General features: G+C 70.3%; 28 protein-coding genes. 14 read left to right on the forward strand and 14 right to left on the reverse strand.

All coding sequences use genetic code 11. The annotated features are described in order from the left end of the window. The first annotated feature begins 17 nt into the window (after nt 1-17). A complete protein-coding gene (locus QC180_RS18680; RefSeq protein ID WP_278264026.1) occupies nt 18-254 on the forward strand; it encodes a DUF3039 domain-containing protein in 237 nt (78 codons plus the stop codon). Here the strand turns inward: QC180_RS18680 and QC180_RS18685 are convergent. After that, nucleotides 227-1,360 carry a YihY/virulence factor BrkB family protein gene (locus QC180_RS18685; protein WP_278264027.1) on the reverse strand — a complete coding sequence of 378 codons (1,134 nt, stop codon included), beginning with the start codon at nt 1,358-1,360 and terminating at the stop codon, nt 227-229. The two genes, QC180_RS18680 and QC180_RS18685, sit on opposite strands and share 28 nt — an antisense overlap. A gap of 184 nt (nt 1,361-1,544) precedes the next feature. Here QC180_RS18685 and QC180_RS18690 point away from each other — a divergent pair, with 184 nt between their 5' ends. Beyond that, entirely contained in the window at nt 1,545-3,290 is a 1,746-nt protein-coding gene (locus QC180_RS18690) for a DEAD/DEAH box helicase (protein WP_474646485.1), read from the forward strand. A 256-nt stretch (nt 3,291-3,546) separates the two neighbouring features. Here the strand turns inward: QC180_RS18690 and QC180_RS18695 are convergent, their stop codons facing one another. Further along, nucleotides 3,547-4,161 carry a TetR/AcrR family transcriptional regulator gene (locus QC180_RS18695; protein ID WP_278264028.1) on the reverse strand — a complete coding sequence of 205 codons (615 nt, stop codon included), beginning with the start codon at nt 4,159-4,161 and terminating at the stop codon, nt 3,547-3,549. A gap of 157 nt (nt 4,162-4,318) precedes the next feature. On the opposite strand from QC180_RS18695, the gene QC180_RS18700 reads away from it, so the two are divergent. Continuing rightward, nucleotides 4,319-5,056: an SDR family oxidoreductase gene (locus tag QC180_RS18700; RefSeq protein ID WP_278264029.1), complete on the forward strand. Its 738-nt coding sequence runs from the start codon at nt 4,319-4,321 to the stop codon at nt 5,054-5,056. Nucleotides 5,057-5,183: 127 nt separating this feature from the next. Here QC180_RS18700 and QC180_RS18705 read toward each other — a convergent pair whose 3' ends face one another. Together QC180_RS18705 and QC180_RS18710 are read right to left on the reverse strand one after the other, a co-directional pair. After that, nucleotides 5,184-5,732 (reverse strand): SWIM zinc finger family protein, encoded by a 549-nt coding sequence (locus QC180_RS18705; protein WP_278264030.1) that lies wholly within the window; start codon nt 5,730-5,732, stop codon nt 5,184-5,186. Next, the gene (locus tag QC180_RS18710; RefSeq protein WP_347567334.1) at nt 5,732-7,552 is read right to left on the reverse strand and encodes a DEAD/DEAH box helicase; all 1,821 of its coding nucleotides are present in this window, start codon (nt 7,550-7,552) and stop codon (nt 5,732-5,734) included. The genes QC180_RS18705 and QC180_RS18710 overlap by 1 nt, the downstream gene beginning before the upstream one ends. A gap of 242 nt (nt 7,553-7,794) precedes the next feature. On the opposite strand from QC180_RS18710, the gene QC180_RS18715 reads away from it, so the two are divergent. Then, complete coding sequence (locus QC180_RS18715) at nt 7,795-8,550, forward strand: TetR/AcrR family transcriptional regulator (protein WP_278264031.1); 756 nt, start codon at nt 7,795-7,797, stop codon at nt 8,548-8,550. A gap of 142 nt (nt 8,551-8,692) precedes the next feature. On the opposite strand, the gene QC180_RS18720 is transcribed toward QC180_RS18715, so the two are convergent. Next, the gene (locus QC180_RS18720) at nt 8,693-8,887 is read right to left on the reverse strand and encodes a DUF7455 domain-containing protein (protein ID WP_029903635.1); all 195 of its coding nucleotides are present in this window, start codon (nt 8,885-8,887) and stop codon (nt 8,693-8,695) included. A gap of 105 nt (nt 8,888-8,992) precedes the next feature. After that, on the reverse strand, nt 8,993-9,166 hold the full coding sequence (locus QC180_RS18725) for a hypothetical protein (protein WP_278264032.1): 174 nt from the start codon (nt 9,164-9,166) through the stop codon (nt 8,993-8,995). A gap of 124 nt (nt 9,167-9,290) precedes the next feature. Between QC180_RS18725 and QC180_RS18730 the strand changes: the two genes are divergently transcribed. Genes QC180_RS18730 through QC180_RS18740 form a run of 3 tightly spaced genes read left to right on the forward strand, consistent with a single transcriptional unit; the run spans nt 9,291 to nt 11,366 of the window. Further along, the gene (locus QC180_RS18730) at nt 9,291-9,662 is read left to right on the forward strand and encodes a DUF952 domain-containing protein (RefSeq protein WP_278264033.1); all 372 of its coding nucleotides are present in this window, start codon (nt 9,291-9,293) and stop codon (nt 9,660-9,662) included. Between the two features lie 37 nt (nt 9,663-9,699). After that, complete coding sequence (locus QC180_RS18735; RefSeq protein WP_278264034.1) at nt 9,700-10,182, forward strand: cation:proton antiporter regulatory subunit; 483 nt, start codon at nt 9,700-9,702, stop codon at nt 10,180-10,182. Between the two features lie 5 nt (nt 10,183-10,187). After that, nucleotides 10,188-11,366, forward strand: a complete 1,179-nt coding sequence (locus tag QC180_RS18740) for a cation:proton antiporter (RefSeq protein WP_278264035.1) — start codon at nt 10,188-10,190, stop codon at nt 11,364-11,366. 1 nt (nt 11,367) lies between these two features. Here the strand turns inward: QC180_RS18740 and QC180_RS18745 are convergent, their stop codons facing one another. The 3 genes from QC180_RS18745 to ppgK form a co-directional block, all read right to left on the reverse strand. Beyond that, nucleotides 11,368-12,393, reverse strand: a complete 1,026-nt coding sequence (locus QC180_RS18745; protein ID WP_278264036.1) for an MHYT domain-containing protein — start codon at nt 12,391-12,393, stop codon at nt 11,368-11,370. A gap of 253 nt (nt 12,394-12,646) precedes the next feature. Beyond that, entirely contained in the window at nt 12,647-14,020 is a 1,374-nt protein-coding gene (locus QC180_RS18750) for an RNA polymerase sigma factor (RefSeq protein ID WP_474646478.1), read from the reverse strand. 245 nt (nt 14,021-14,265) lie between these two features. Next, on the reverse strand, nt 14,266-15,024 hold the full coding sequence (ppgK, locus tag QC180_RS18755) for a polyphosphate--glucose phosphotransferase (protein ID WP_278264037.1): 759 nt from the start codon (nt 15,022-15,024) through the stop codon (nt 14,266-14,268). Between the two features lie 97 nt (nt 15,025-15,121). Here ppgK and QC180_RS18760 point away from each other — a divergent pair, with 97 nt between their 5' ends. Then, nucleotides 15,122-16,018, forward strand: a complete 897-nt coding sequence (locus QC180_RS18760) for an inositol monophosphatase family protein (protein ID WP_278264038.1) — start codon at nt 15,122-15,124, stop codon at nt 16,016-16,018. A 10-nt stretch (nt 16,019-16,028) separates the two neighbouring features. Here the strand turns inward: QC180_RS18760 and cei are convergent, their stop codons facing one another. Next, complete coding sequence (gene cei / locus QC180_RS18765) at nt 16,029-16,712, reverse strand: envelope integrity protein Cei (RefSeq protein ID WP_278264039.1); 684 nt, start codon at nt 16,710-16,712, stop codon at nt 16,029-16,031. 374 nt (nt 16,713-17,086) lie between these two features. On the opposite strand from cei, the gene QC180_RS18770 reads away from it, so the two are divergent. Then, on the forward strand, nt 17,087-17,389 hold the full coding sequence (locus QC180_RS18770) for a DUF4193 domain-containing protein (protein WP_278264040.1): 303 nt from the start codon (nt 17,087-17,089) through the stop codon (nt 17,387-17,389). Between the two features lie 15 nt (nt 17,390-17,404). On the opposite strand, the gene QC180_RS18775 is transcribed toward QC180_RS18770, so the two are convergent. Continuing rightward, a complete protein-coding gene (locus tag QC180_RS18775) occupies nt 17,405-17,932 on the reverse strand; it encodes a DUF3093 domain-containing protein (protein WP_474646479.1) in 528 nt (175 codons plus the stop codon). A gap of 110 nt (nt 17,933-18,042) precedes the next feature. On the opposite strand from QC180_RS18775, the gene dut reads away from it, so the two are divergent. Together dut and QC180_RS18785 are read left to right on the forward strand one after the other, a co-directional pair. After that, nucleotides 18,043-18,513 carry a dUTP diphosphatase gene (gene dut, locus QC180_RS18780; RefSeq protein WP_278264041.1) on the forward strand — a complete coding sequence of 157 codons (471 nt, stop codon included), beginning with the start codon at nt 18,043-18,045 and terminating at the stop codon, nt 18,511-18,513. A gap of 5 nt (nt 18,514-18,518) precedes the next feature. Continuing rightward, nucleotides 18,519-19,427 carry a DUF3710 domain-containing protein gene (locus QC180_RS18785; protein WP_474646486.1) on the forward strand — a complete coding sequence of 303 codons (909 nt, stop codon included), beginning with the start codon at nt 18,519-18,521 and terminating at the stop codon, nt 19,425-19,427. Nucleotides 19,428-19,534: 107 nt separating this feature from the next. Here QC180_RS18785 and QC180_RS18790 read toward each other — a convergent pair whose 3' ends face one another. The 3 genes from QC180_RS18790 to QC180_RS18800 form a co-directional block, all read right to left on the reverse strand. Beyond that, nucleotides 19,535-20,278 (reverse strand): alpha/beta fold hydrolase, encoded by a 744-nt coding sequence (locus tag QC180_RS18790; protein WP_278264043.1) that lies wholly within the window; start codon nt 20,276-20,278, stop codon nt 19,535-19,537. 108 nt (nt 20,279-20,386) lie between these two features. Next, nucleotides 20,387-21,550 (reverse strand): tyrosine-type recombinase/integrase, encoded by a 1,164-nt coding sequence (locus QC180_RS18795; protein ID WP_278264044.1) that lies wholly within the window; start codon nt 21,548-21,550, stop codon nt 20,387-20,389. Next, nucleotides 21,547-22,260: a helix-turn-helix domain-containing protein gene (locus QC180_RS18800; protein WP_278264045.1), complete on the reverse strand. Its 714-nt coding sequence runs from the start codon at nt 22,258-22,260 to the stop codon at nt 21,547-21,549. Before QC180_RS18800 ends, QC180_RS18795 begins: the two co-directional genes overlap by 4 nt. Nucleotides 22,261-22,351: 91 nt before the next feature. Between QC180_RS18800 and QC180_RS18805 the strand changes: the two genes are divergently transcribed. The 3 genes from QC180_RS18805 (at nt 22,352) to QC180_RS18815 (ending at nt 24,114) form a co-directional block, all read left to right on the forward strand. After that, nucleotides 22,352-22,561: a helix-turn-helix domain-containing protein gene (locus tag QC180_RS18805; RefSeq protein ID WP_278264046.1), complete on the forward strand. Its 210-nt coding sequence runs from the start codon at nt 22,352-22,354 to the stop codon at nt 22,559-22,561. A 98-nt stretch (nt 22,562-22,659) separates the two neighbouring features. Further along, on the forward strand, nt 22,660-23,592 hold the full coding sequence (locus QC180_RS18810) for a hypothetical protein (protein ID WP_278264047.1): 933 nt from the start codon (nt 22,660-22,662) through the stop codon (nt 23,590-23,592). Between the two features lie 99 nt (nt 23,593-23,691). Continuing rightward, entirely contained in the window at nt 23,692-24,114 is a 423-nt protein-coding gene (locus QC180_RS18815; RefSeq protein ID WP_278264048.1) for a hypothetical protein, read from the forward strand.

Here is a 24,114-nt window from a genome sequence, read left to right on the forward strand (position 1 = left end):
GCGGCATCATGGAAGGCGTGAGTACAGACACTCTGGTACGCCCGGACACCACCACCGACGAGACGACCGGCGACGACGTCCCCAAGTTCTTCCACTACGTGAAGAAGGACCGGATCGCCGAGAGTGCCGTGATGGGCACCATGGTCGTCGCCCTGTGCGGTGAGGTCTTCCCGGTGACCCGCTCGCCCAAGCCCGGCTCGCCCGTCTGCCCGGACTGCAAGAAGGTCTACGACGGCTTGCGCAAGGGCGACTGAGCGGACTGCCCGGTCGGTGCCGCCGACGTCTCGGGGGAGGCGTCGGCCGGTGACTCGCGTCCGTCGTCGTCGGCGCGGACCTTGCTCAACCATTCCTTGACCTGCTCCATCCTGGTCGCGCGGGCGGGCCAGAACTCCTGCACCGCCGCGTTGAACTCCGCGCCGAGGATCACCGCGAAGCCGAGGAAATAGGTGAACAGCAGGAACGCGATCGGCGTGGCCAGCGCGCCGTAGCTCACCCCGGTCGCGGTGATCCAGGCCAGATACCGGCGCAGCAGGTCGCTGGCGCCCAGGAAGAACACCCCCGCCACCAGGGCACCGCCGAAGAGCCGGTGCCACGGCAGCGATTTGTGCAGCGCCAGCTTGTAGAGGGTGGTCAGCCCGACGATCAGCAGCATGCCGACGATCGGGTAGTAGAAGGTGTCGATCAGCCGCAGGCCCGGCTCGCGCCAACTCTCCGGCAGCACCTGGCCGATCCGGGTGGGCCCCAGCGCGATCAGCGGCAGGATCAGCACCGCCGCCACCAGGAACTGCACGTACAGCAGCAGCGCGAAGATCCGCTGCCAGACCGGATGCCGGGCGTCCTGCTGGCCGTGGGCCTCCACGATGGCGTCGACGAAGGTCGCCATGGCGGAGGACCCGGCCCACAGCGACAACACGAAACCCACCGAGACCACCGCGCCCCGCCCGCGCCCGAGCACGTCGTCGACGGTCGGTTCGATCAGGTCCGAGACCACCGACGGACTGAAGAACTCCCGGCTGAACGCGATGATCTTGGCTTCGACGATCTGGACCGTGTCCGGCCCGAACAGTCCGCCGACATAGCCCAGGCTGCCGAGCAACCCGAGCAGCAGCGGTGCCAGCGACAACGTCTGCCAGAAGGCGGCGGCGGCCGACTTGGCGAAGATCGAGTTGTCCCAGCATTTCTGGGCCACCCGGACCACCAGCCGCCACGCCGTCAGCAGCCACCGCACCGCGCGCGTGTGTTCGCGGGGCTGTTGCCCGGTGGCCCCGGACGCGGGGGTGGGCAGCACGACGGACCCGTCGCGCGGGGGTGCCTGCGGCGGGTGCGGCGTGTCGGCCGCGCGGACCTGGTCGTTGCTCATCTCGTCTCCAGCATCCCGCACGACGGGGGTCCGTGTGGTGCGGCCCGGGCATCGTGTCGGTGGGTAACAGGTAAATGGCCGGTGACCTCGGGCTCGTTTGTGATGCCGGTCGCGCACCCCGCGTCGGTTTGGCGACACGCCGCCTCGGGCGGCTAGGGTCGTCTGCGTGACTGGGTCGGGTGGCATCGCAGCGGCGAGAGAAGCGGGTACACCGGGCGAGACGGCCGCGGGGGGCGTGCCGGGCGGGTCCCTGCGCGCCTGGCAGCGGCGCGCGCTGACGAAGTACCTGGCCACCAAGCCGCGCGACTTCCTCGCGGTCGCCACGCCGGGCGCCGGTAAGACCACCTTCGCGCTGCGCGTTGCCGCGGAGTTGCTGGCCGATCGCACGGTCGATCAGATCACCGTCGTCGCGCCCACCGAACACCTCAAGCACCAGTGGGCCGCCTCGGCCGCCCGCTCGGGCATCCAGCTGGACTCGCGCTTCTCCAACTCCACCGGCGGCACTTCCGGCGACTACCACGGCGTGGTGGTGACCTATGCCCAGGTCGCCGCGCATCCCACCCGGCACCGGGTGCGCACCGAGAACCGGCGTACGCTGGTGATCCTCGACGAGATCCACCACGCGGGCGACGCCAAGACCTGGGGCGAGGCCACCGAGGAGGCCTTCGGCGACGCCACCCGCCGCCTCGCGCTGACCGGAACCCCGTTCCGCAGCGACGATTCGAAGATCCCGTTCGTCACCTACGAACCCGACGAGGCCGGTTTCCCGCGTTCGCGCGCCGACCACTCCTACGGCTACGCCGACGCCCTCGCCGACGGCGTCGTGCGCCCGGTGGTGTTCCTGGCCTACTCCGGTGACGCGCACTGGCGCGACAGCGCGGGCGAGGAACACACCGCCCGCCTCGGCGAGCCGCTCAGCGCCGAACAGACCGCCCGCGCCTGGCGCACCGCCCTGGACCCGGCCGGTGACTGGATCTCGGCGGTGCTGCGCGCCGCCGACACCCGGCTGCGTCAGCTGCGCGCCTCCGGCATCCCCGACGCGGGCGGCCTGGTGATCGCCACCGACCAGGAACGTGCCCGCGACTACGCCGAACTGCTCGAACACATCTCGGGCGAGCGGCCCGCCGTCGTGCTCTCCGACGACCCGCAGTCCTCGAGCCGCATCGACGAGTTCGCCAAGGGCACCCAGCCGTGGATGGTGGCGGTGCGCATGGTGTCCGAGGGCGTCGACGTGCCGCGCCTGGCCGTGGGCGTGTACGCGACCAGCGCCTCGACCCCGCTGTACTTCGCCCAGGCCATCGGCCGGTTCGTGCGTGCCCGCAGGCCCGGCGAGACCGCGAGCGTGTTCCTGCCCTCGGTGCCGGTGCTGCTGGACCTGGCCGCGCAGCTGGAACTGCAGCGCGACCACGTGATCGGCAAGCCACACCGCGAGAAGAACGCGCTCGACGACGAACTGCTCATCGACGCGAACAAGACCAAGGACGAGCCCGGCGAGGAGGAGAAGTCCTTCGTCGCGTTGGCCGCCGACGCCGAACTCGACCAGGTGATCTACGACGGCTCCTCCTTCGGCACCGCGACCATCGCGGGCAGCGACGAGGAGGCCGACTACCTGGGCATTCCCGGCCTGCTCGACGCCGAACAGATGCGCGCGCTGCTGCGCGAGCGGCAGACCCGTCAGCTGGCCGATCGCAGCGCCCAGGAGGCGGCGGCCCCGCAGCCCGCCGCGGTCGCCGAACGGATCGCCACCTCCGACAAGCTCGGCGAACTGCGCCGCGAGCTCAACAGTCTGGTCGCCATGCACCACCACCGCACCGGCAAGCCGCACGGGGTGATCCACGGGGAACTTCGGCGTGAATGCGGTGGTCCGCCGACCGCGCTGGCCACCGCCGATCAGCTCGGTGAGCGGATCGCGGCGCTGCGCCGCCGCTGACTCGGGCCCTCACGGCTGACTCGGCCCCCACCGCTCACTCGGGCTGTCGTCGCTGACTCGGCTGTCGTCGCTGACTCGGGCGCTCACCGCTCACTCGGCTCGCCCCGCTGACTCGGCCCCCCGCTGACGCGGGCACGCACCGCTGACCTGACTCGGGCCCCGCCGCTGACACGGGCCCCCTCGACTCGGGCGCGCGGCCGGTGACTCGGGCGCGCGGCCGGTGACTCAGGTGCGCCGCCGTCGCGCAGGCCGACGCTCAGACGCGCTGGTCTCGGCGCACCGCCGCCAGGACGCGCAGTGCGTTGTCGACGGTGGCGCTGAGTTCGGCGTGCTCGACGCCGTCCCTGGCCTGGATCGACAGTCCGTAGAGCACGGTGCTGAAGAACGTGGCGAGGGCGGCGGTGTCGGTATCGGGGACCAGGTCGCCCTCGGCGACGCCGCGGTCCAGGCGGGCGCGGATGTCGGCGTCGGTGTCGCGGCGGGCCCGCGTGAGGAACTCGCGGATGGGGGCGTTGCGGGTGGTGTAGGTGGCGCCCGCGAGCACCACCATGCAGCCGCGCGGCAGATCCGGGTCGGTGTAGGCGACGATGTTGTCGCGCAGCATCGCCTCGATCGCGGCGTAGGCGGTGGGTTGCTCGCGCAGCGCGCGGGCGGTGAGTCCGCCGTCGGTGCGCCCGTAGAGCTCGACCGCAGCTCGGAACAGCGCTTCCTTGTCGCCGAAGGCGGCGTAGAGGCTGGGGGAGTTGATGCCCATCGCGGTGGTGAGGTCGGCCATGGACGCGCCCTCGTAGCCGTGTTCCCAGAACACCTCCATGGCGCGTCGCAGGGCGACGTCGCGGTCGAAGCCGCGCGGGCGGCCGCGTTCTGCCATGGGGAGCCTTTCTGTGTCGGTCGATAAATATACCCGCCCGCACGGGCCGCTCATCCGCGCCCAGCAATTCTGTGTCGATCGATAAGAAACTCTTGACGGGGTCGCCCGCCGTGCGCTTGTCTATTTATGTATCGACCAACACAAAATTAGGAGCGAGATGACGAGCACCGACACCGTGGCCCTGGTGACCGGCGGCAGCCGGGGGATCGGCGCGGCCATCGCCCGCCGCCTGGCCGCGGCGGGCGCCGACGTGGCCCTGACCTACCGGCACGACGAGACCGCCGCCGAGTCGGTCGCCGCCGAGATCGAGGCGCTGGGTCGTCGCGCCCTGCCGATCCGCGCCGACAGCGCCGACGCCGCCCAGGTCGTCGCCGCCGTCGACGCCACCGCCCGCGAGCTCGGCGGCCTGGACGTGCTGGTGAACAACGCGGGCATCTTCCCCGCCAAGCCCTACGCGGAGTTCACCCTCGACGAGATCGACCGCGCGCTGAACATCCACGCGCGCGCCGCCTTCGTGGCGGGCCAGGCGGCGTTGCCCCACTTCGGTGACAGCGGGCGGATCATCTCCATCGGCTCCAACCTGTCCGAGCACGCGCCCTTCGGCGGGCTCGCGCTCTACAACCTCAGCAAGGCCGCGCTCAACGGCTACACCAAAGCCCTCGCGCGCGAACTGGGTCCGCGTGGCATCACGGTCAATCTCGTGCAGCCCGGGTCCACCGACACCGACATGAACCCCGCCGACAGCGAGCACGCCCCGCTCCAACGCGAGCTGAGCGCACTCGGTCGATTCGGTACCGCCGAGGACATCGCCGAGACCGTCGCCTTCCTGGCGGGCCCGGCGGGCCGCTCGATCACCGGCGCGTTCTTCACCGTCGACGGCGGCACCAACGCCTGAGACGAGCGACGCGCACGCGTCCGGGGCGAGGCACCAGGGGCGATGCGAACAATCCGGCCGACGCGCCGCTGGCGTCGCGTGTCGCGGCATCGTGGCGGACGGATTCCGGCGGTGCCCGACGACCGATTCAGCGCGCGGCGGTGAAGAACTCCGCGGGATCGAGGGTGTGCAGGCTGGTCCAGCGGGCCTCGGCGGTCGGGGTGTCGGTATTCACGGTCGCGTCGAAGTAGCCCTGGAGTTCCAGTGCCAGGCGCGGATTCTCGTCCACCTGACCGGCGATCGCGTACAGCACCGCGAGCACGTGCACGCACCGATCCGTGCGCGCCGAGCACGAACAGTCGGTGCTCACCAGGGTCGGCGCGGGGGAGTGTCCGGCGTCGAGCAGCGCCCGGTGCATCTCGTCGGTGAGCACGCTCGGATCGGGGATGATCCGCCCGATCGCGGTGACCCGCGCGCGGTCCAGCGGCGCCACCTCTATATGCGCGACCGAGGCCTGCCCACCGCGATGCAGGTGCGCGCGCACGGTGCGCTCCCCGATCTCGGTGCGTACCCCGTGATTGCGGGCGATGCTGCGGGCGCGGGGCAGCAGTGGTTCGGGCTTGGTCTGGCGCAGCGGTTCGGCCAGGCGCACCCAGTCCCGGCCCCAGGCGGTGTACCCGAATTCGTTGTCGGCCATCAGTTCTCTCGCTTCCGGCGCAGGATGTCGACGAGGGCGTCGTCGTCGAGGCGGGCCAACTCGGCGATGCCCGCGGCATCGGCGAGATCGGTCAGCGCCGACTTGCGGGTGTGCATGGCCGCGATGTGCTCCTCCACGGTGGTGGCGCTGGTCAGCGTGGTCACGGTGACCGTGCGGGTCTGCCCGATCCGGTGCGCGCGGTCGGAGGCCTGGGCCTCCACCGCCGGATTCCACCAGCGGTCGAAATGGATCACGTCGGCGGCACGGGTGAGGGTCAGACCGGTGCCCGCCGCGCGCAGGCTCAGGATCAGTACCGGCGGGCCGTCGGGGGACTGGAACTCGGTGACGAGCTCGCCACGGCGGGTCGCGTCGAGTCCGCCGTGGAAGAACGGCGCGGTGATCCCGAACTGCTCGGCCAGGTGACGGACCAGCAGGTCACCGGTCTTGCGGTACTGGGTGAAGATCAGCGTCGGGTCGCCGGTGTCGAGATTGGTGCCGACGATGTCGGTGCACAGGTCGAGCTTGCCGGAGCGCCCGGCCAACTCGGCCAGGTCGCCGGAGACCAGACCGGGGTGGTTGCACGCCTGTTTGAGCTCGGTGAGTGCCGCGAGAATGCGCCCCTGGCGTTGCAGACCGGAACCGAAACCCTCGTCCACGGCGCGGGCGAGCGCGGCGTCGTAGACCTGTTCCTGCTCGGCGGTGAGATCGCACAGCAGGTCGCTGTGGATCTTGGCCGGGAGCGCGGCCGCCACCTGAATCTTCTTGCGCGCGAGCAGTACCGGCTCGACCGCGTCGCGCAGCCGGGCGGCCGCCGCGGTCGAGCCCTCCTCGATCGGCCGGACGAACCGGCGCCGGAACTGGGTGCGGTGGGCGAACAGTCGCGGCACGGTGAGATTCAGCAGGGCGAACAGCTCGTCGAGATGGTTCTCCACCGGGGTGCCGGTGAGCGCGACCCGGACCGAGGCCGGGAGCGCCCGAGCCGCCTTCGACACCTGGGTGCGCGGATTCTTCAACGCCTGCGCCTCGTCGAAGACCACTGTCGCCCATTCACGCTCGTGCAGGAGACCGCCGTGCAGGCGCAGCGTCGGATACCCGGTGACCAGCACCGTGCCCGCCTCGGCCGTCACCTCCCCGCCCCGCCAGGCATGGGCCTTCAACCCCGGCGCGAACCGCGCGATCTCGTGCACCCAGTTGCCCACCAGCGAGGTCGGGCACACCACCAGCTGCGGCCCGTCGGCTCGCCCCTGCAGGAACCCGATCGTCTGCACGGTCTTGCCGAGCCCCATCTCGTCGGCCAGCACCGCCCCGCCGTACGCCGCGACGGTCTCGTGCAACCACCCCACACCCCGCACCTGATACGGCCGCAACGTCGCGTCCAACACCCGCGCGAGCTCCACGTCGAGCACCTCGGTCTCGCACAACACCCGCGCCGCCCGCTCCGCCGACACGATCGCCGTACCCACCGCATCCGGCACCGCGTGCGCCGCCGGAGGCAATGCGCCAACCGTCCAGTCCGAGGCCGCTGGGGTATCAGCCCGATCCGCCGAGATTGCTAGGGCGTCGTCCGAGCCAGCCGAGCCAGCCGAGCCAGCCGAGCCAGCCGAGCCAGCCGAGCCAGCCGAGCCAGCCGAGCCAGCCGAGGTGTCGACCGGACCAGCTGAGCTCGCGGGGGTGCCGACCGTGCCTGCTGTGGCTGTCGAGGTGCCGATCGCGGTGTCGTCGCGGGAGAGCAGTGCGCGCCAGGCCAGGGCCGACGGTGCCAGGGCGCGGTCCATGGCGGCGAGCTCGCTCGGCGTGACGACGGCGGCGGGGATCGCCACGGGCTCGATGGCGCCGTGCTCGCCGACGGGCAGGGCCAGGGTGAGCTCTTCGGGGTCGCCGATGCCGGACGGCGCCGGTCCCGCGCCGTGCCCGGTCCACGTCCACAGGGCGAACAGATGCCGGTCGGGAAGATAGGTGGCCTGGGTGGCGGGCAGAGCGGTCTCCTCTGATCGGGCAGCGTGAACGGTTGAACAACGTACACTGTACCGAGTTTGTTCCCGCTTGCCAGAAAGGCGAATTCGTGCCCACCGACGGCGCCGAGAAGTCCACCGCGCAGGCCACGCTGATCCTCGAATTGCTGTGGCGGCACTCACTGCCCACCAAACCCGGCGCACGGGGGCCCAAGCCCGGCCTCACGGTCGACGCGGTGGTGGCGGCGGGGATCGCCCTGGCCGATCGGGACGGGATCGCCAAGCTCACCATCCGCGCGGTCGCCGCCGAACTGGGCGTGCGCGCGATGAGCCTCTACACCTATGTGCCGAGCAAGGAGGCCCTGCTGGTGCTCATGGTCGACGCGGTGGCCGCCGAGGACGCGCCCATCCCGGCCGACCTGCCGATCCGCGACCGGATGATCGCCGTCGCCACCGCGGTACGCGCCGAGCTGCTGGCCCACCCGTGGCTGCTCGAGATCTCACCGTGGCGCCAGGTGCTGGGACCGGGCCGGATGCGCCGCTACGAGAACCAGCTGCGTGCCGTCGACGGTATCGGTCTGAGCGATCTGGCGATGGACCGCGCCATCGCGGTGCTCACCGACTTCGCCACCGGCAATGCCCGCCTCGCCGTCGCGGCGGCCGGGGCGACCGAGCAGCTCAGCGACGCGGACTGGTGGGCGGTGTACGGCCCGGTGCTCGGCCGCGTCATGCCCGAGGAGGCGTTCCCGCTGGCCGGGCGGGTGGGTGCGGCGGTCGGGGAGTATCACCAGGCGCCCGCGGACCCGGACGGCGCCTTCGCCTACGGCATCGCGACGCTGGTCGAGGGCATCCTCGCCGACGTCTGACCGAGTTCGCGCGGGCCCGGCACCGGCAATCGACCATCGTGGCGCGGCACCCCCGAACACAGCGACAGCGGGCGCCCTGTCCGGGTGCCCGCTGTCGGGATGTTCTGTTGTCGGATGCTGTTGTTTCGGACGCGAGGAGTGGTCAGAGAGCGGGAGCGGATTCCGTATCGATCACGGCTTCCAGCTCGCGCAAGCGATCCATGTGTTCATTCGCGTGGTGCTGGCAGAAGAGCAACTCGCCACCCGCGGGAAGAACGGCACGCACTCGGGCAGCCGCCCCGCAACGATCGCAACGATCGACGGCGGTCAGTGGGGTGCTGGTCAGGGTTCCTGGCATGACTCCTCCGTCCCGGCTCCCGGCGCTTCGTGGCCGTTCGCCTAGGTGTGGGCCCCGTGGTCACTCCACGAGGCTCGCATCCGCTACTTCCCAGCAGGGGTACGACTACTCTGTCAGACGTTCGGGGTTCAGGCTTTGTTCCCGGAAGTGAATCTTTGTGTTTTCGATAACACGACCTGCGGTTTCGCTGAAAGCGAACAGGAACAGGCCATCGTTGTCGAGTACTCGCCGAACACCTGCGGAGCCGTGCGCCACCTCCCACTCGATACCGACACTCACCGATATGTCGCTCGCTGCGGTGTTGCTCGTTACGCCACGAGCGTGACCACCACGACGAGCGCGGAACCCGGTGTTGTGACAGCGTCTTCTTCGTCCGAACCTGTTGTCTACCCGGAGATTACCCGTGACCTCTGACACTCACACGCTGGTTCACCTGTGTACTTCCCAAGAATGGTTGCAACTGCGAAACGACGGCGAACGCAGGCCGCCGTCGCTGGCCGAGAGCGGCTTCGTCCACCTGTCCACGCCGCAACAGGTGCATCTGCCCGCCAACCGGCTCTTCGCCGGTCGCGCCGACATGATGGTGCTGTGGGTGGACCCCGAGCTGTTCACCGCCCCGGTGCGCTGGGAACCCGGCGTCCCGACCGATCCGGACTCGATGCTGTTCCCGCACCTGTACGGGCCGCTGCCGCTGAGCGCGGTGCTCGCGGCCGAGCAGTACCGTCCCGGCGCCGACGGACAGTTCGGGACGCCCCGGCGCGGCACCGTGGCGTAGGCCACATCGGGGGGCCGTCGCGACTACGCTGGACGGGGTGAACGTCGACGTCACAGCGCTACCGGGCATCGGAGTGCGCAAGGATTTCGAGGTCAGGTCGGGCCGCCGCGTCGGGGTCGTCGCCCACCGCGACGGCGACATCGACCTGATCGTGTCCAAGCCCGACGACCCCGACGCGATCGCCGCCCAGGTGCCGCTGTCCACCGACGAGGCGTCGGTGCTGGCCAACCTGCTCGGCGCGCCGCAACTGGTCGCCAAACTCAACGACGACCACCGCGACCTGCCCGGCATCACCACCCGCCAGCTCGCCGTCCTCGACGAATCACCCTATGCCGGGCGCACTCTCGGCGAGACCGGGATGCGCACTCGCACCAAGACCTCGATCGTGGCGGTGATGCGGGCCGGTCAGCTGCACCCCTCACCCGGCCCCGACTTCACCTTCACCGAGGGCGATCTGCTGGTGGTCGTCGGCACGCCGGACGGCCTGGACGCGGCCGCGAAGATCCTCACGCACGGCTGAGCGCGGTGACCTCGCAGGCCCTGGCTCTGGTCGAGCTCGGTGTGATCCTGTGTGCGCTGGGAGTCTGCGGCCGGGTGGCGGGCCGGTTCGGGATGTCGCCGATCCCGCTGTATCTGCTGGGTGGGCTGGCCTTCGGGCAGGGCGGCTTCATCGACTTCGACGCCGCCACCGAGTTCGGCCATCTCGCCTCCGAGATCGGCGTCGTGCTGCTGTTGCTGCTGCTCGGGCTGGAGTACACCGCCCCCGAGCTGATGACCGGCCTCCGGCGCTCCTGGGCGGCCGGAGTGCTGGACCTGGTGGCCAACGCGCTCCCGGGCGCCGCGGTCGCGCTGATCCTGGGCTGGGGCGCGGTCGGCGCGGTGGTGCTGGGCGGGGTCACCTACATCTCGTCCTCGGGCATCGTGGCCAAGGTGCTCGACGACCTGGGCAGGCTCGGTAACCGCGAGACCCCGGTGGTGCTGTCGATCCTGGTCTTCGAGGACCTCGCCATGGCGGTGTACCTGCCGATCCTGACCATGATGCTGGCGGGTTTGAGCCTGCTCAGCGGCCTGGTGTCGCTGGCGATCGCGCTGGCGACCATCACCGTGGTGCTGGTGGTGGCGCTGCGGTTCGGACGTGTGGTCTCGGCGGTGCTCGACAGCGCCGATCGCGAGGTGTTCCTGCTGCAACTGCTCGGCTCGGCGCTGCTGGTGGCCGGTGCGGCCTCGGCGCTGAACGTCTCCGCCGCGGTGGGCGCGTTCCTGCTCGGGATCGCCATCTCGGGGTCCACCGCGCAGGAGGCCACCAAGGTGCTCGAACCGCTGCGCGACCTGTTCGCGGCGCTGTTCTTCGTCGCCTTCGGCCTGTCCATCGATCCCGGCGCGGTACCGCCGGTGTTCGGATGGGCGGTGCTGCTGGCGGTGGTCACCACCGTCACCAAGATGGCGGTGGGATGGTGGGCGGCGGGCAGGCAGGGCATCCGCCGGATGGGCCGGGCCAGGGCGGGGGCGGCGCTGGTGGCGCGTGGCGAGTTCTCCATCGTCATCGCCGGTCTCGCGGTGAGCTACGGCACCGCGGACGCGCGCCTGGCCGCGCTGGCCTCGGCCTACGTGCTGCTGATGGCGATCCTGGGGCCGGTCGCCGCCAGGATCGTCGAGCCGGTGGTCGAATTCGGCCGTCGCCGTGCGGAGTCCGCGCCGGTGTGAGTCAGTCCACGATCCGGCGCGGCCAGCTGCCCGCCCCGTCGTAGACCAGTTCCTCGGTGCGGTACTCGATCGGTTCGCCGCCGGGCGTGACCGGCGCGGTCCGGGGAGCGACGGGCTGTGCGGGCCGGGGAGCGAGGGGCTGCGCGGGCCGAGGACCGGCGGGCGCGGCGGCGCGGGTGACGGCGGGAGCCGCGGCCCTGGCGGTCGACGGCGCGGGCGGGGTGACGGCGGACGGCACGGGCGCGGGCGCGCGGCGGGGTCGCGGCTGGTGCCGGGAGGTCAGCCACATCCGCGGCAGCGCCTCCTCGTTCTCGATCTCGGTGAGGCTCACACTGATCAGCACCAGCATCGTGACGATGCTGCTCACGCCGATCAGCGGGGCCAGTAGATCCATCGCGCCCGCGCCGGTGGGCGGGGCGGCGTGGTGGTCGGAGTGCGCGTGCATCGCCGCCATCCCCGTGTAGTGCATGCCGCACACGGCCACACCCATGATCAGCGCGGCGCCGACGGTCGCCAGGAAACCCTTGACGCGCAAGGTGAACCACAGCGCCACCACTGAGGCGACGACCGCGATCACCATCGACAGCGCCACGGTGCCCGCGTCGTAGCTCAGCGTCGCGGTCGACTTCATCGCATACATGCCGGTGTAATGCATGGTGCCCACGCCGAGACCGGCGATCGTGCCGCCCGACAGCAGCGACCGCAGCGTCGGCTGCGGCTTGTTGACCATGAACAGCCCGATACCGACCACGACCATCGCCGTCACCGCGCTGAACAGGGTCAGCGGAATGTCGTAGCGGATATCGGCGCCACGGATGCTGAAACCCAGCATGGCGATGAAATGCATGACCCAGATGCCGGTTCCGCCGATGGCCACGGCCGCGCCGATGAGCCAGCCCGTGCGTCCCTCGGTGGCGTTGCGGCCGCGTGCGGCGCACTGGAGGCCGAGCAGGCAGCCGGTGACCGACATGAAGTACGCCAGAACGGGGGTGATCCAGCCGTAGCTGAAGTGATAGATGTCGAGCACGCCGCGAAAACCCTCAATGCCGGAAACTGCAGACCGGCAGCAGTAGAACGAAAAAGCCGCCTGTGACGATACGGTGAAGATCGTGAATCCGCGTCACTCACAGCGCAATACAGCACTGTGGGGTTGATCACGAAACGATTACCGTCGGGCGTGGCTGGATAATACAAACCATTCGGAATGTTCATTCGGAAATAAAAAGAGGCCCGCCGTCCTCCCCGGAGGGAGAACGGCGGGCCTCACCGCGTGGGACGGCTCAGTCGAGGTAGTCGCGCAGCACCTGGGACCGGCTCGGATGCCGCAGCTTGCTCATCGTCTTCGACTCGATCTGGCGGATGCGCTCGCGCGTCACGCCGTAGACCTGGCCGATCTCGTCGAGGGTGCGCGGCTGGCCGTCGGTGAGGCCGAAGCGCAACCGCACCACGCCCGCCTCACGCTCGGACAGCGTCTCGAGCACCGACTGCAGCTGATCCTGCAGCAGGGTGAAGCTCACCGCGTCGACCGCGACGACGGCCTCGGAGTCCTCGATGAAGTCGCCGAGCTGGCTGTCGCCCTCGTCGCCGATGGTCTGGTCCAGCGAGATGGGCTCACGCGCGTACTGCTGGATCTCCAGCACCTTCTCCGGCGTGATGTCCATTTCCTTGGCCAGCTCCTCCGGGGTGGGCTCGCGGCCCAGGTCCTGGAGCAGCTCGCGCTGGATGCGGCCGAGCTTGTTGATGACCTCGACCATGTGCACCGGGATACGGATGGTGCGGGCCTGGTCGGCCATCGCGCGGGTGATGGCCTGGCGGATCCACCACGTCGCGTAGGTCGAGAACTTGTAACCCTTGGTGTAGTCGAACTTCTCGACCGCGCGGATCAGACCCAGGTTGCCCTCCTGGATCAGGTCCAGGAACGCCATGCCGCGACCGGTGTAGCGCTTGGCGAGGGAGACCACCAGGCGCAGGTTGGCCTCGAGCAGGTGGTTCTTGGCGCGGTTGCCGTCGCGCACGATCCAGTTGAAGTCGCGTCGGGTGGTGACCGAGAGCTTCTCGCCCGCCTCGGCGAACTCGCGCATCTTCTCCGCGGCGAACAGACCGGCCTCGATCCGCTTGGCGAGCTCGACCTCCTCCTCCGCGTTGAGCAGCGCGACCTTGCCGATCTGCTTGAGGTAGGCGCGCACCGAGTCGGCCGAGGCGGTGAGCTCGGCGTCCTTGCGCGCCTGGCGCAGCGCCTCGGACTCCTCCTCGTCCCACACGAAATCGCCGGAGGCCTTGTCCTTCTCGGAGGGCTCCTCGGTCTCGGTCTCGGCTTCGGCGGTGTCCTCGGTGGCCTCCTCGACCAGCGCGTCACCGTCGGTGAGCTCGTCCTCGGAGACCTCGAGATCGCCGAGATCGTCGAGTTCGATCGACTCGTCGTCGAGCTGCTCCTCGCCACCCTCGGCCGAGGTCGCCTTCTTGGCCGCGGTCTTCTTCGCCGGGGCCTTCTTGGCGGCAGCCTTCTTCGCCGGGGCCTTCTTGGCAGCGGCCTTCTTCGCCGGGGCCTTCTTGGCGGCGGCCTTCTTGGCCGGAGCCTTCTTGGCCGGGGTTACGGCGTCGTCGGCATCGGCGTCGGCCGAGTCGGCGGTCTGACGGGTATTCGTGGCTACCACGTACGCCCTTTCGTGACGGTCTCGTGCGGCGTCACGCCAGAGTGATTTTCCGGCGGAGCGGTCGGTCGGGTTGCACCGGCGGTGCGTCGGTCGGGTGCGGCCGGTCGGAAGCACCGGCTCGAGCGCGACCGGCCGCGGCCGGAAGGTTTCACCGGCTCACCGCCGGACGTGTTCCATTGTAACGATCCAACCAGGGTACTCATGGCACGATGCCACCCAGGCGTTGCGCCGCCTGTCGTGGCGGGCTAGGGCGCGAGGCCCCGATCGATGGCCATGGCAGCGCCGACGATACCCGCGGTGTTCTTCAACACAGCCGGAATCACCGGAGTTCGGTTGGTGAGCAACGGAATCCACTGTTCGTGGTCGCGGCTGATGCCGCCGCCCGCGATGAACACCTTCGGCCAGAACAGGTCCTCGATGGTGCCGAGCACCGTGCTCACCCGGCGCGCCCACGCCGGATAGTCCAGCTCCTCGCGATCCTTCACCGAGGCCGCCGCCAGATGCTCGGCCTCGGCCGACCCGACGAGCAGGTGACCGAGTTCGGAGTTGGGCACCAGGGTGCCGTTGTAGAGCAGTGCCGAGCCGATGCCGGTACCGAAGGTGAGCATGATGGTCAGCCCGTGCAGATCGCGCGCCGAGCCGTAACTGTGCTCGGCCAGCCCGGCGGCGTCGGCGTCGTTGACCACCGTCACCGCGCGCCCGCCCAGCGCCGCCGAGAACAGCGCGCGGGCGTCGGTGCCGATCCAGGCCGGGTCGATGTTGGCCGCGGTCCTGGCGTGGCCGTCGAGCACCACGCACGGCATGGTGAGTCCCACCGGACCGTCCCACTGGGCCTTGGCCACCAGCTCGGCCACTGCGGCGGCCACCGCCTCCGGCGTGGACGGATGTGGCGTGGCGATCTTGAGACGTTCGTGGGTGAGCAGGCCGGTGGACAGGTCCACCTCCGCGCCCTTCACCCCACTACCGCCGATATCGATGCCGAATGCGTGCCCCCGAGCGGACATGGTGCAACCCCTTGCCTGACGCGGTCGATGTGCCTGACAAAGAGTAGCGGTAGTCACTCCCGGCGACCGTCGCCGCGACATGTGATCCGATGGAGGCGTGCCCGACTACACCGCATCCCCGGCCCCGACCGTCCCCGCCACCGCCGACGACGAGCAGTTGCGACAACTGGCCGTCGAGCTGGCCGAAGCCGCCGCCGCGCACGTGCGGGCCCGTCGCCCGCAGGTCTTCGACGCCGACGGCCCCGTCGCGGGCGCCGTGTCCACCAAGGGACACGTGACCGACCCGGTCACCGTCGTCGACACCGAGTCCGAGCAGTTGATCCGCGGGCTGCTCGCCGAGCGCAGGCCCGCCGACGCGATCCTCGGCGAGGAGGGCGGCGGCGACGTGGGCGCCACCGCGCCCGGCGCGATCACCTGGGTCGTCGACCCGATCGACGGCACCGTGAACTTCCTCTACGGCCTGCCCGGCTACGCGGTCTCGGTGGCCGCCGTCCGCGACGGGCGGCCGGTGGCGGGCGCGGTCGTCGATGTGGCCGCCGCGACCACCTACAGCGCCGTGCGCGGCGGCGGCGCGCGCTCGGTGCGGGCCGACGGCACCGTAACCACGCTGGCCTGTGCCACCGAGGACTCCCTCGACGTCGCGCTGGTCGGCACCGGCTTCGCCTACGGCCGGGCGCGGCGCGCGAGCCAGGCGCGGGTGCTCTCGGAGGTGCTGCCCCAGATCCGCGACATCCGCAGGCTCGGCGCCGCGGCGATGGACCTGTGCCATGTCGCCGCGGGCAGGCTCGACGCCTACTACGAGCACGGCCTCAATGCCTGGGACTGGGCCGCCGGTGCCCTGATCGCCGCCGAGGCCGGGGCGGTGGTGCGGGTTCCCGCGGTCACCGTCGGTGGTGCCGCGGGCGAGCTGACCGTGGTGGCCGCGCCCGGTGTGGCGGCCGAGCTGACCGCCGTGCTCGACCGGGCGGGCGCGTTCACCCCGCTGCCGGACTGACCGGCCCCGCTCAGCAGGAGACGGTGCGCGCGGCCTCGAGCAGGTCGGGGTCGATGGAGGACGAACTCGAGCCCGGCGCGAGATTCTTCAGCGAGCGCAGCACCTCTTCGGCGTCGGCGCCGGGGCGCAGCGACTCGCCGAAGGCGACGCCGAGCACCAGATCCACGGTGTCGTCGGTGCGCGAGTCCTCGATCAGCTCGGCGCACGGGGCCACCAGCTGCACCGAGGCGGCGGCGGGTCGACCGTTGACGCCGAAGCGGATCTGGCCGGTGCAGGTGAGGTCCCCGTTGACGTAGACCGGATCGTTACCGACCTGTGTCCCCGGCGCGCCCGCGAAGCCGAGGTCGCCCAGGGCCGAGGCGATGTGCCCGGCCTGACCGCTCTGGCCGTTGGCGTTGAAGACGCGCACCTTCGACTCCGACAGGGCCGCCGGGTCGACGCTGTCCAGACGCGACGGACTCACCCGCGAACCCAGCGGCGCGGGCTGGGGGGCGTTCGTTCCGGTCGGCGTGCTCGGCGCGTTGCAGGCCATCGGCTCGTTGCTGTCGTCATGGGTGCGAAACGCCGTGATCCAGACGAACAAGCTGAGCAGGGCCAGCACGAGGACGAGCACGAGCCAGAGCTCGGGTCGCCGCCGCGGGAAGGGGTTGCCGTCGCGATCGGTCGCGCTGCCTTCGGTGATCAGTGAAACCACGCGCTCACTCTACGAGTCCGGGACGGGTCCGCGAGTGCGGGATGTCTCGGCGAGTTTCCCACGAGGTGAAGATTCGTCGTCGGTTTCGACTCGGCCGGGTTTTGATTGCGACATTTGTCCGTAGGTCCGCTATTGTCTGCCCGCCCAGATCGAATAATCACCGGTGAAACGGTGGTCGGTCGCGGGAACAACAAGGGCATGTCCTGCGTTAACCGAACGCTGTCGGAGTTGATCCTCGCAGATCGGCGCTGATAGGCGGCCGGTGTACGTGTGAGGTGCACCACCGGCGGGGCGGTACGAACGCCGGACCCTCACGGGGTACGGCAATCGCACTGATCCGGGATATACGGAGTAAGGACTGAGGGGAAGACGACATGGCAACCGACTATGACGCACCGCGGCGCACCGAATCCGACGAAGTGTCGGAGGATTCGCTCGAGGAGCTGAAGGCCCGCCGCAACGAGGCGCAGTCCGCCGTCGTGGACATCGACGAGTCCGATACAGCGGAATCGTTCGAGCTTCCCGGCGCGGACCTGTCCGAGGAAGTACTCAGCGTTCGGGTGATCCCGAAGCAGGCCGACGAGTTCACCTGCTCGAGCTGTTTCCTCGTGCACCATCGCAGCCGTCTGGCCACCGAAAGCGGTGGACAGCTGATCTGCATGGACTGCGCCGCCTAGACGAGGCGGACGCGGTCAGCCCGCGCTCGGGAGCCCGAGCGCGGCCAGAACCCGGTCCGGCCTGCGCGTACTGACCAACCAGTACGGCGTCGGGTCGTCCGGGTCGTCGAGAACCAGCAGCGCCATCGGGCCGATCCAGGCGCGATGCTGCACATAGGCGGCGGGGTCGAGCTGACGACCCAGGGCCGCGCTCTTGGCCGTCGGCGCGACGGCCGCCGCGCGCGCGACGAAGCTCACCGGCAGGTGGGCCCGGTCCACGCGCAGTTCCGCGGTGCCCTCGGGCGTCACGGTGACCTCCAGCCGGTGCCTGCTCATCCACAGCAGAATCCACACCGGTACCGGCGCGAGCAGCACATACGGCAGCCAGGCCCGCAGCCCCGGCGCGCCCATGTGGATCTCGGCGGCCAGCAGTCCGGCGATCGCGAAACCGATCGGCCACCACCACAGCGGCACCCACAACCGCTCCCGATAGGGCGACGGGCGTGGCGCGGACGGCGCGGGCCGGTCGGGGTCGGTGGTCGCGGTGGGGGACTGGTCGGGCACCCATCCAGAGTAAGCCACCGCGCTCGGCTGTCGAACGCAAGGTCGAGCGCTCGAACGCGCAGGCCGGACCGTTGATACGTCGGGCCGCCGAACGCGTAGGCTCGACCGATGTGAACGCACTTGCACCGATTCCGCTGCGGCGGCTCGATCCCGGCATCCCCGTGCCGACGCGTGCCCATCCGGGTGACGCGGGCGTCGATCTCTGTACCACCGAAGACGTGATCATCGAACCGGGCGAGCGAGTGCTGGTCGGCACCGGGATCGCGCTCGCGCTCCCGGTCGGCACGGTCGGCCTGATCCATCCCCGCTCCGGTCTGGCCGCCAAGGCGGGCCTGTCGGTGGTCAACACCCCGGGCACGATCGACGCGGGCTATCGCGGCGAGATCAAGGTGTGCCTGATCAACCACGATCCGCGCACGGCCGTCGAGCTGCGCCGCGGCGACCGTATCGCGCAGCTGCTGGTGCAGCGCGTCGAGCTGGTCGACTTCACCGAGGTCGACGATCTCGACGAGACCGCCCGTGGCGCGGGCGGATACGGGTCCAGCGGCGGGCACGCGAGCCTGACCGGTGAGGAGGCGTAATGGGTCTGTTCGGCAAGAAGAAGCGGGCTCCGCGCGAGGAGCGTCAGCCCGCCTACGACGAGTCCTACGACGAGGACGGCTATCTCGACGACGCCTATGACGACGGCTACGACGAGGACGAGTACGACACCGACGAGTTCCCGCGCCCGGACTTCGCGCACCTGGACTTCGACGACGCCCCGACCGACGAGCGCATCTACGGCAATTTCGACCACGAGCCCGACGCCGCGGCGGGCCCCTACGACATCAGCGAGGTCACCGACGAGGTGGTCGCGCAGCGCCTCGACCTCGGTTCGGTCCTCATCCCGGTGCCCCAGGGCGGCCAGTTGCAGGTGGAGATGAGCCCGGACGGCACCCCGCAGGCGGTGCACCTGGCCACCGAACACGGCAGGCTCACCGTGGCCGCCTACGCGGCGCCCAAGTCGGCCGGACAGTGGCGGACCGTCGCCGCCGACCTGGCCGAATCGCTGCGCGGGGACGGTGCGAGCGTCGCGGTGGAGAAGGGTCCGTGGGGCCGCGAGGTCAAGGCCATCACCGAGGGTGCCGACCTGCGCTTCATCGGCGTCGACGGCCCGCGCTGGATGATCCGCCTGGTCGCCGCCGGTCCCTCCGGCGCGGTCGACGACCGCAGCCCGCTGATCACCGCCGCCCGCGCCGTGCTCGCCGACGCCGTGGTGCGTCGCGGCAGCGAACCACTGCCGGTGCGCGACCCGCTGCCCGTCGTGCTGCCGCAGGAACTGGCCGAACAGCTCGCGGCCGCCCATCAGCAGCAGGTGCTGGCCCAGCAGCAGGCCATGGCCGCCCAGGCCGCCGCGGCGCAGGCACCGCCCGCCTCGGCGCTCCCGCCTCGGCTGCCCGACGAGCCGCGACGCGGTGCGGACGGTTCGGCCATGCAGCAATTGGGCCTGAACTAGCCGCTTTTCCGCCTCTCCGCGTCTTCGTGCCGGTCGTGGGGAGGCGGCGCGGTCGGCCACCGGACCGGCGGTTGTCGTCGCGGCGAGTTCTGGGTGTACCCGACGAGTTACCCGTGTGCTCGCGAAATCTGTTGGGCGGTCGGGGTGAACAGTCGTTGGCCGAGGAGGGCGACGCCGGAGTTTCCGAGGACCGCGGGGTTTTCCCCCAGCTCGTCCAGGGTGACCCGGGACAGCTCTGCCAGGGGCAGGGTGTCCGCCCACTGTTCGGCGACGGCGAGGGGATGGACGGGGTCGTCGGTCGCGCCGACCACGGCCACCGGGATTCGGGTGGCCCGCAGCTGGTCGAGCTCGGGCCAGGCGTAGCCCGCGGCCTCGTCGAGGGCCCGGGGCAGGTGCGGCCACTGGCCGCGCCAGGACTGGGTCAGGGCGGTGGCCAGCCAGGGCGGGCTCGAGGCGCGCATCCGGGCGATCACCGCCTCCAGGCCGTCGGCGCGCAGTTGCTCCGCGGTAACCGCGGCGCTGAGCGCGGCGGGGCAGGCGGCGGTTTCGGCACCGGTCCAGGCGGGTAATGCTGCGATGACACCGACCACCGCGGTCGGGTGTTCGACTGCCCAGTCGAGCGCCGCCGCGGCGCCGAGGGAGATCCCCGCGGCCAGGACGGGACCGCGCGCCGCGGCGGCGTCCAACGCCGCGATGTAGCTCGCGATCACGGCCTGGGGGTCCGGTTCCACGGCGTGCAACGCCCACCCGCGCTCGGCCGCGGCCGGTCCGAACGCGCGGGCGGCGAAGTCGGCGTCGGAACCGGTTCCGGGCAGGGCGACCACGGTGACCTGGGGTGGGGTGCGCAACACAGGCCGAGCGTAGCGGCCGACCGTTTGCCCATCTACAGTGGCGGTGTAATTGGGGGTCCTGGTGAGCGGTGGTTTTTCCCCGCCAGTGTGCCGAAAACGTGCCATCGGCTAGACCGCATTCCCGAACATCACCGCGGCCGCGGTCGTCAAACCCTCGTCATAGACCCGGTTGTAGACGCTGGTTGTCATCCGCACATCGTGCCCGTGCCACGCCGCCACCGTCGTCGGCGGCACCCCGGCGTGCAGCATCACCGACACCGAGGTGTGCCGCAGGTTCCGCAGCGTGATGTACGGCAGCCCCGCTGCCTTCCTGACGATCTGGAACAGGTCGGTGTGCGCCTCCGGCCGCAGCGCCTCGCCGGACTCGTCAGAGCAGACGTGAGACGCCTCGACCCACGACACCCCCAGTGCCAACCGCTCGCGCATCTGCCGCGTCTTCAACTCCCGTAGCGCCGTGACAGCATCGGCCGGGATCGGCAGCGTCCGTCGCGACCGCTCCGCCTTCGGCTCGTCCACCACAATTTCACCCTCGCAGGTGCGCACCATCGCCTGTTCAATGCTCAATGTGCCCGTGGTGAGATCGACGTCGGACCAGCGCAGGCCGCACACTTCCTCGCGCCGCAGGCCGTAGCAGGACAGCATCAGGGCGGCGTAGAGCCGCTGCGTCTTCGCCTTCGCGCTGAACACTCCGACCTGCTCGCGGGTCCATACGTCCTCGGCGGTGATCTTGCGCTGCGCCTGCCGAGGCGCCTCGACGTAGGCCGCCGGGTCGCGGGCGACGAGCCCCCGCCGCGCCGCGTCCTCGGTCACCTGCTTGAGCGTGCCGAGCGCGCGTTTCACCGTCGCGACCGCCAGGCCCTCGCCGTTGGCCTTGCCGGAGGTGAGCAGCAGCTCGACCCAATCGTCGATGTGCTCTTGCCGTAGCGCCTGCAACTTCGTACCGCCGAGGTGCTTGGTCACGTACTTGAGTACGGCCCGGTCCTGGCTGACGGTGTTCTTGCGTGGGCTACGCCGGGACTTCAACCAGTTCTCGCACGCCTGCTCGACGGTGATGTTCGTCCGGCCGACGTAGGTCCCGGCCTCGACTTCCGAGGAGATTCGCCGAAGCTCTTTGCGCGCTTCGGTTTTCGTGTCGTAGGTGAACCGCTCGCGGATCCGCCTGCCGTCCGGCCGCGTACCGGTGTCTAGCTGAAATGTGTAGGTCTTGGTGCCGTTTTTCGCGGTGCGGGTGTCGATCGGTTCGGCGCGCCGCGGCTTGGAAACGTCGGTCATTGACCGACCTGCCTTGCCTGCCGCACTCGCAGCATCAGATCCTGCTCGGCATGGTTCACCCGCTGAGCTAGGTCCTCGGCAAATTGCTGGCCGTCGGGAAGGTTGCCGTTGTTGACCGTGCCGTCCGCTCCCGCAATCCGCAGTTTTGCAGCGATGAACTGCTGAATTGCGAGCTGGAGCACCTGCTCGGCCAGGGTTTCCCGCGCCGTGTGCAGCTCGCGTTGTTCGTCGGTCCACTCGGGATCGACCAGCATCGAGAGTTCGGCTCGATTCGTGGATGCCTGCCTCATGGCGGCGGCTGTGCGCACGTACTCCCGCGCCATCCAAACCGTCTCGTTGCTACTGATCGGTGCGGGAATGTGGGTATCCTGCGCGGTTCTCTCGCCCGAGAACCATTGCAGCGCAGCAATGCTCGTCACCTCAGCGCCGGGCCATGCCTCAACAGTGCCGTCCGGCAAGTCCGGGTAGAGCAGTTGAACCGGGGGGACGCCGAGGACGAGCGCAAGTCGGACCAACGTCGCGACGCTGGGCGTCTGCTTGACCCGAGGCGCACCGGTCTCAATGTTCGCGATCACGCCTTGCGAAACGCCAGCAGCGTCGGCGAGGTCCCGTTGGGACATGCCGGCGCGCTCGCGAGCAGCGCAAACGCCCGCCGCGATCTGCTGAATGAGTCGTTGCTCAAAGTCTTTCCAACCGTCATTTGATGTCACGTCAGCATCGTATGCATGTCCGCTTGCGTCCGTCCAGCATCGTCCGCTACATTCCGTCCTGTTGGTACGTACAGCATTGAAAGAGGTATTTATGATGTTGATTCAGCAACACGCAGGCATGGCGCCACAGGCAGAGCAGTTGCATGCGGTGCCGGTCGCCGCTTCTCGGCTCGGCGTGGGCCGGTCGACCGCTTACGAGCTGATCCGAACCGGAGAGCTGCGGTCGGTGAAGGTGCGGGCGCGTCGGCTGGTGCCGGAATCCGCCATCGCGGAGTTCATCGCGGGACTGAGCGCCGCCTAATGCCGCTGACCCCCGACCCCCACGAAAAGGCCCTGGCCGCGGGTGCAACCGCGAACCAGGGCAATGAATCAGCCCGCCGTGAAACAGGAGATCCACTGATGAACGATACCCGCAATACCCCCGCCGACCCGACCCCGTTCGCCTACGAGCTGCGCGCCTGGGCGGTGATCCTCTCCGTGCTCATCGCCGGGGCCGGTTGCACCGTCGCCGAGGTCGCCCAGATCATCGGGGCCAACCCGCGGCGCCTCCGCGCTGGTCTCGACAACCCCGCCCACCTCCGCCTGTCGGACGTGTTCCGGCTCGCCCGCTGGGCCGACGTGCGGCCCTTGACGTGGGCCGAGCAGGCCCGGGACGGCGCCCGCATCATCGCCGCCCAGGTGCGCGACGGGCACGCCTGCCGCCGCTGCGGCCGCACGTTCCGGGTCGGCATCCCTTCGCGCGCGGACGGGTTCGGCAAGTACGGGCAGCTGTTCGCCTGCGCACCCGGCCACGGCTGCACCCTCGACGACCGGCTCGTCGACGATGACCAGGCGCCGCGCCCCGGTGACCGGTTTGCCATCCGCCACGAACTCGAGGACGGCTCCACCGGGTACGAACCCGTGACCGTGGTCAGCGTCGGCGCCTACGTCCTGGCCGACGGCGTGGAAGACACCCAGTTCGTCGGGGTCGTCGAGCTCGAGCCGATCGAGCGGGCCGACGTACCGCCCACCTCGGATGACCAGAGTGCCTATGACCGAGTAAGCGAGGGATGGGCATGCGCGCGTTGCGGGCAGACCTTCGCTGACGGCAGGGGCGCGGCCCCGACCGGCAAGGTTGGACCGCTGGGGGTCTGGTTGTACGCCTGCACTGCCGGTTGTGGGGATGGTCGTACCCCCGCCGGGGCCGAGCTGCTGGCCGCGGGTGTCACCGGGGCCCAGATCATCGCCCGCGCGATCGAAGAGGGCCGGGCCGCGTCCGAGGTGCTCGCCGAGGTCCTCGCCGCGCGCGGCCAGCTCGACGACGGGGCCGCGGTCGACGGGGCCGAGCAGTGATCGCGGGCGCGGCGACCCTGCTGGCGATCGGCGGGCCGACCGCCTACCTCGTCGCCAGCGTCATCGCCTACGAACTTGCCGAGCGCCGCCGGGGTGCTGATGACTGAGCAGCCGCTCACCGGTGGGTCGGGGCGCATCTACGCCGCCCCGGCCCGCTGGGCCGCCCGGAGTATCGCCGACCGCAGCGCCGCACGTCGTCGCACGTTCCCCGACGACCGCACCCCCGCACAACGCCTCGCCGCCGAGCACCGCCGTGAGCGTGAGCAAGCGCGCGTTGCCCTCGACCGTGCTCTACGGCCCGACGCCGGACGGATCTACCACGCAGGCGAATTCGCACCCCTCGCAGCTGTGCGAGCGCTCGGGAGCATCGACGCGGCCGAGCTGTTCGACCGCATCGCCCGCGAGCGCCTGGCCGAGGTGGTGCGCGCCCTCGATTGGGACGACCCCGCCGAGATCGTGGCGCGGGTGGAGGCGACAGCGGCGGTACTGCGGACCCTCATCGACCGGAAGGAGGTCGCGTAA

The organism is Nocardia anocheti, from assembly GCF_029675105.1.
Taxonomy (GTDB): domain Bacteria; phylum Actinomycetota; class Actinomycetes; order Mycobacteriales; family Mycobacteriaceae; genus Nocardia.

Coding starts and splice junctions, on each gene's coding strand:
- QC180_RS18700 (WP_278264029.1), top strand. CDS start 4,319: ATGACGAGCACCGACACCGTGGCCCTGGTGACCGGCGGCAGCCGGGGG.
- ppgK (WP_278264037.1), bottom strand. CDS start 15,024: ATGTCCGCTCGGGGGCACGCATTCGGCATCGATATCGGCGGTAGTGGG.
- QC180_RS18705 (WP_278264030.1), bottom strand. CDS start 5,732: ATGGCCGACAACGAATTCGGGTACACCGCCTGGGGCCGGGACTGGGTG.
- QC180_RS18805 (WP_278264046.1), top strand. CDS start 22,352: ATGATGTTGATTCAGCAACACGCAGGCATGGCGCCACAGGCAGAGCAG.
- QC180_RS18770 (WP_278264040.1), top strand. CDS start 17,087: ATGGCAACCGACTATGACGCACCGCGGCGCACCGAATCCGACGAAGTG.
- QC180_RS18720 (WP_029903635.1), bottom strand. CDS start 8,887: ATGCCAGGAACCCTGACCAGCACCCCACTGACCGCCGTCGATCGTTGC.
- QC180_RS18695 (WP_278264028.1), bottom strand. CDS start 4,161: ATGGCAGAACGCGGCCGCCCGCGCGGCTTCGACCGCGACGTCGCCCTG.
- QC180_RS18815 (WP_278264048.1), top strand. CDS start 23,692: ATGACTGAGCAGCCGCTCACCGGTGGGTCGGGGCGCATCTACGCCGCC.
- QC180_RS18810 (WP_278264047.1), top strand. CDS start 22,660: ATGAACGATACCCGCAATACCCCCGCCGACCCGACCCCGTTCGCCTAC.
- QC180_RS18795 (WP_278264044.1), bottom strand. CDS start 21,550: ATGACCGACGTTTCCAAGCCGCGGCGCGCCGAACCGATCGACACCCGC.
- QC180_RS18685 (WP_278264027.1), bottom strand. CDS start 1,360: ATGAGCAACGACCAGGTCCGCGCGGCCGACACGCCGCACCCGCCGCAG.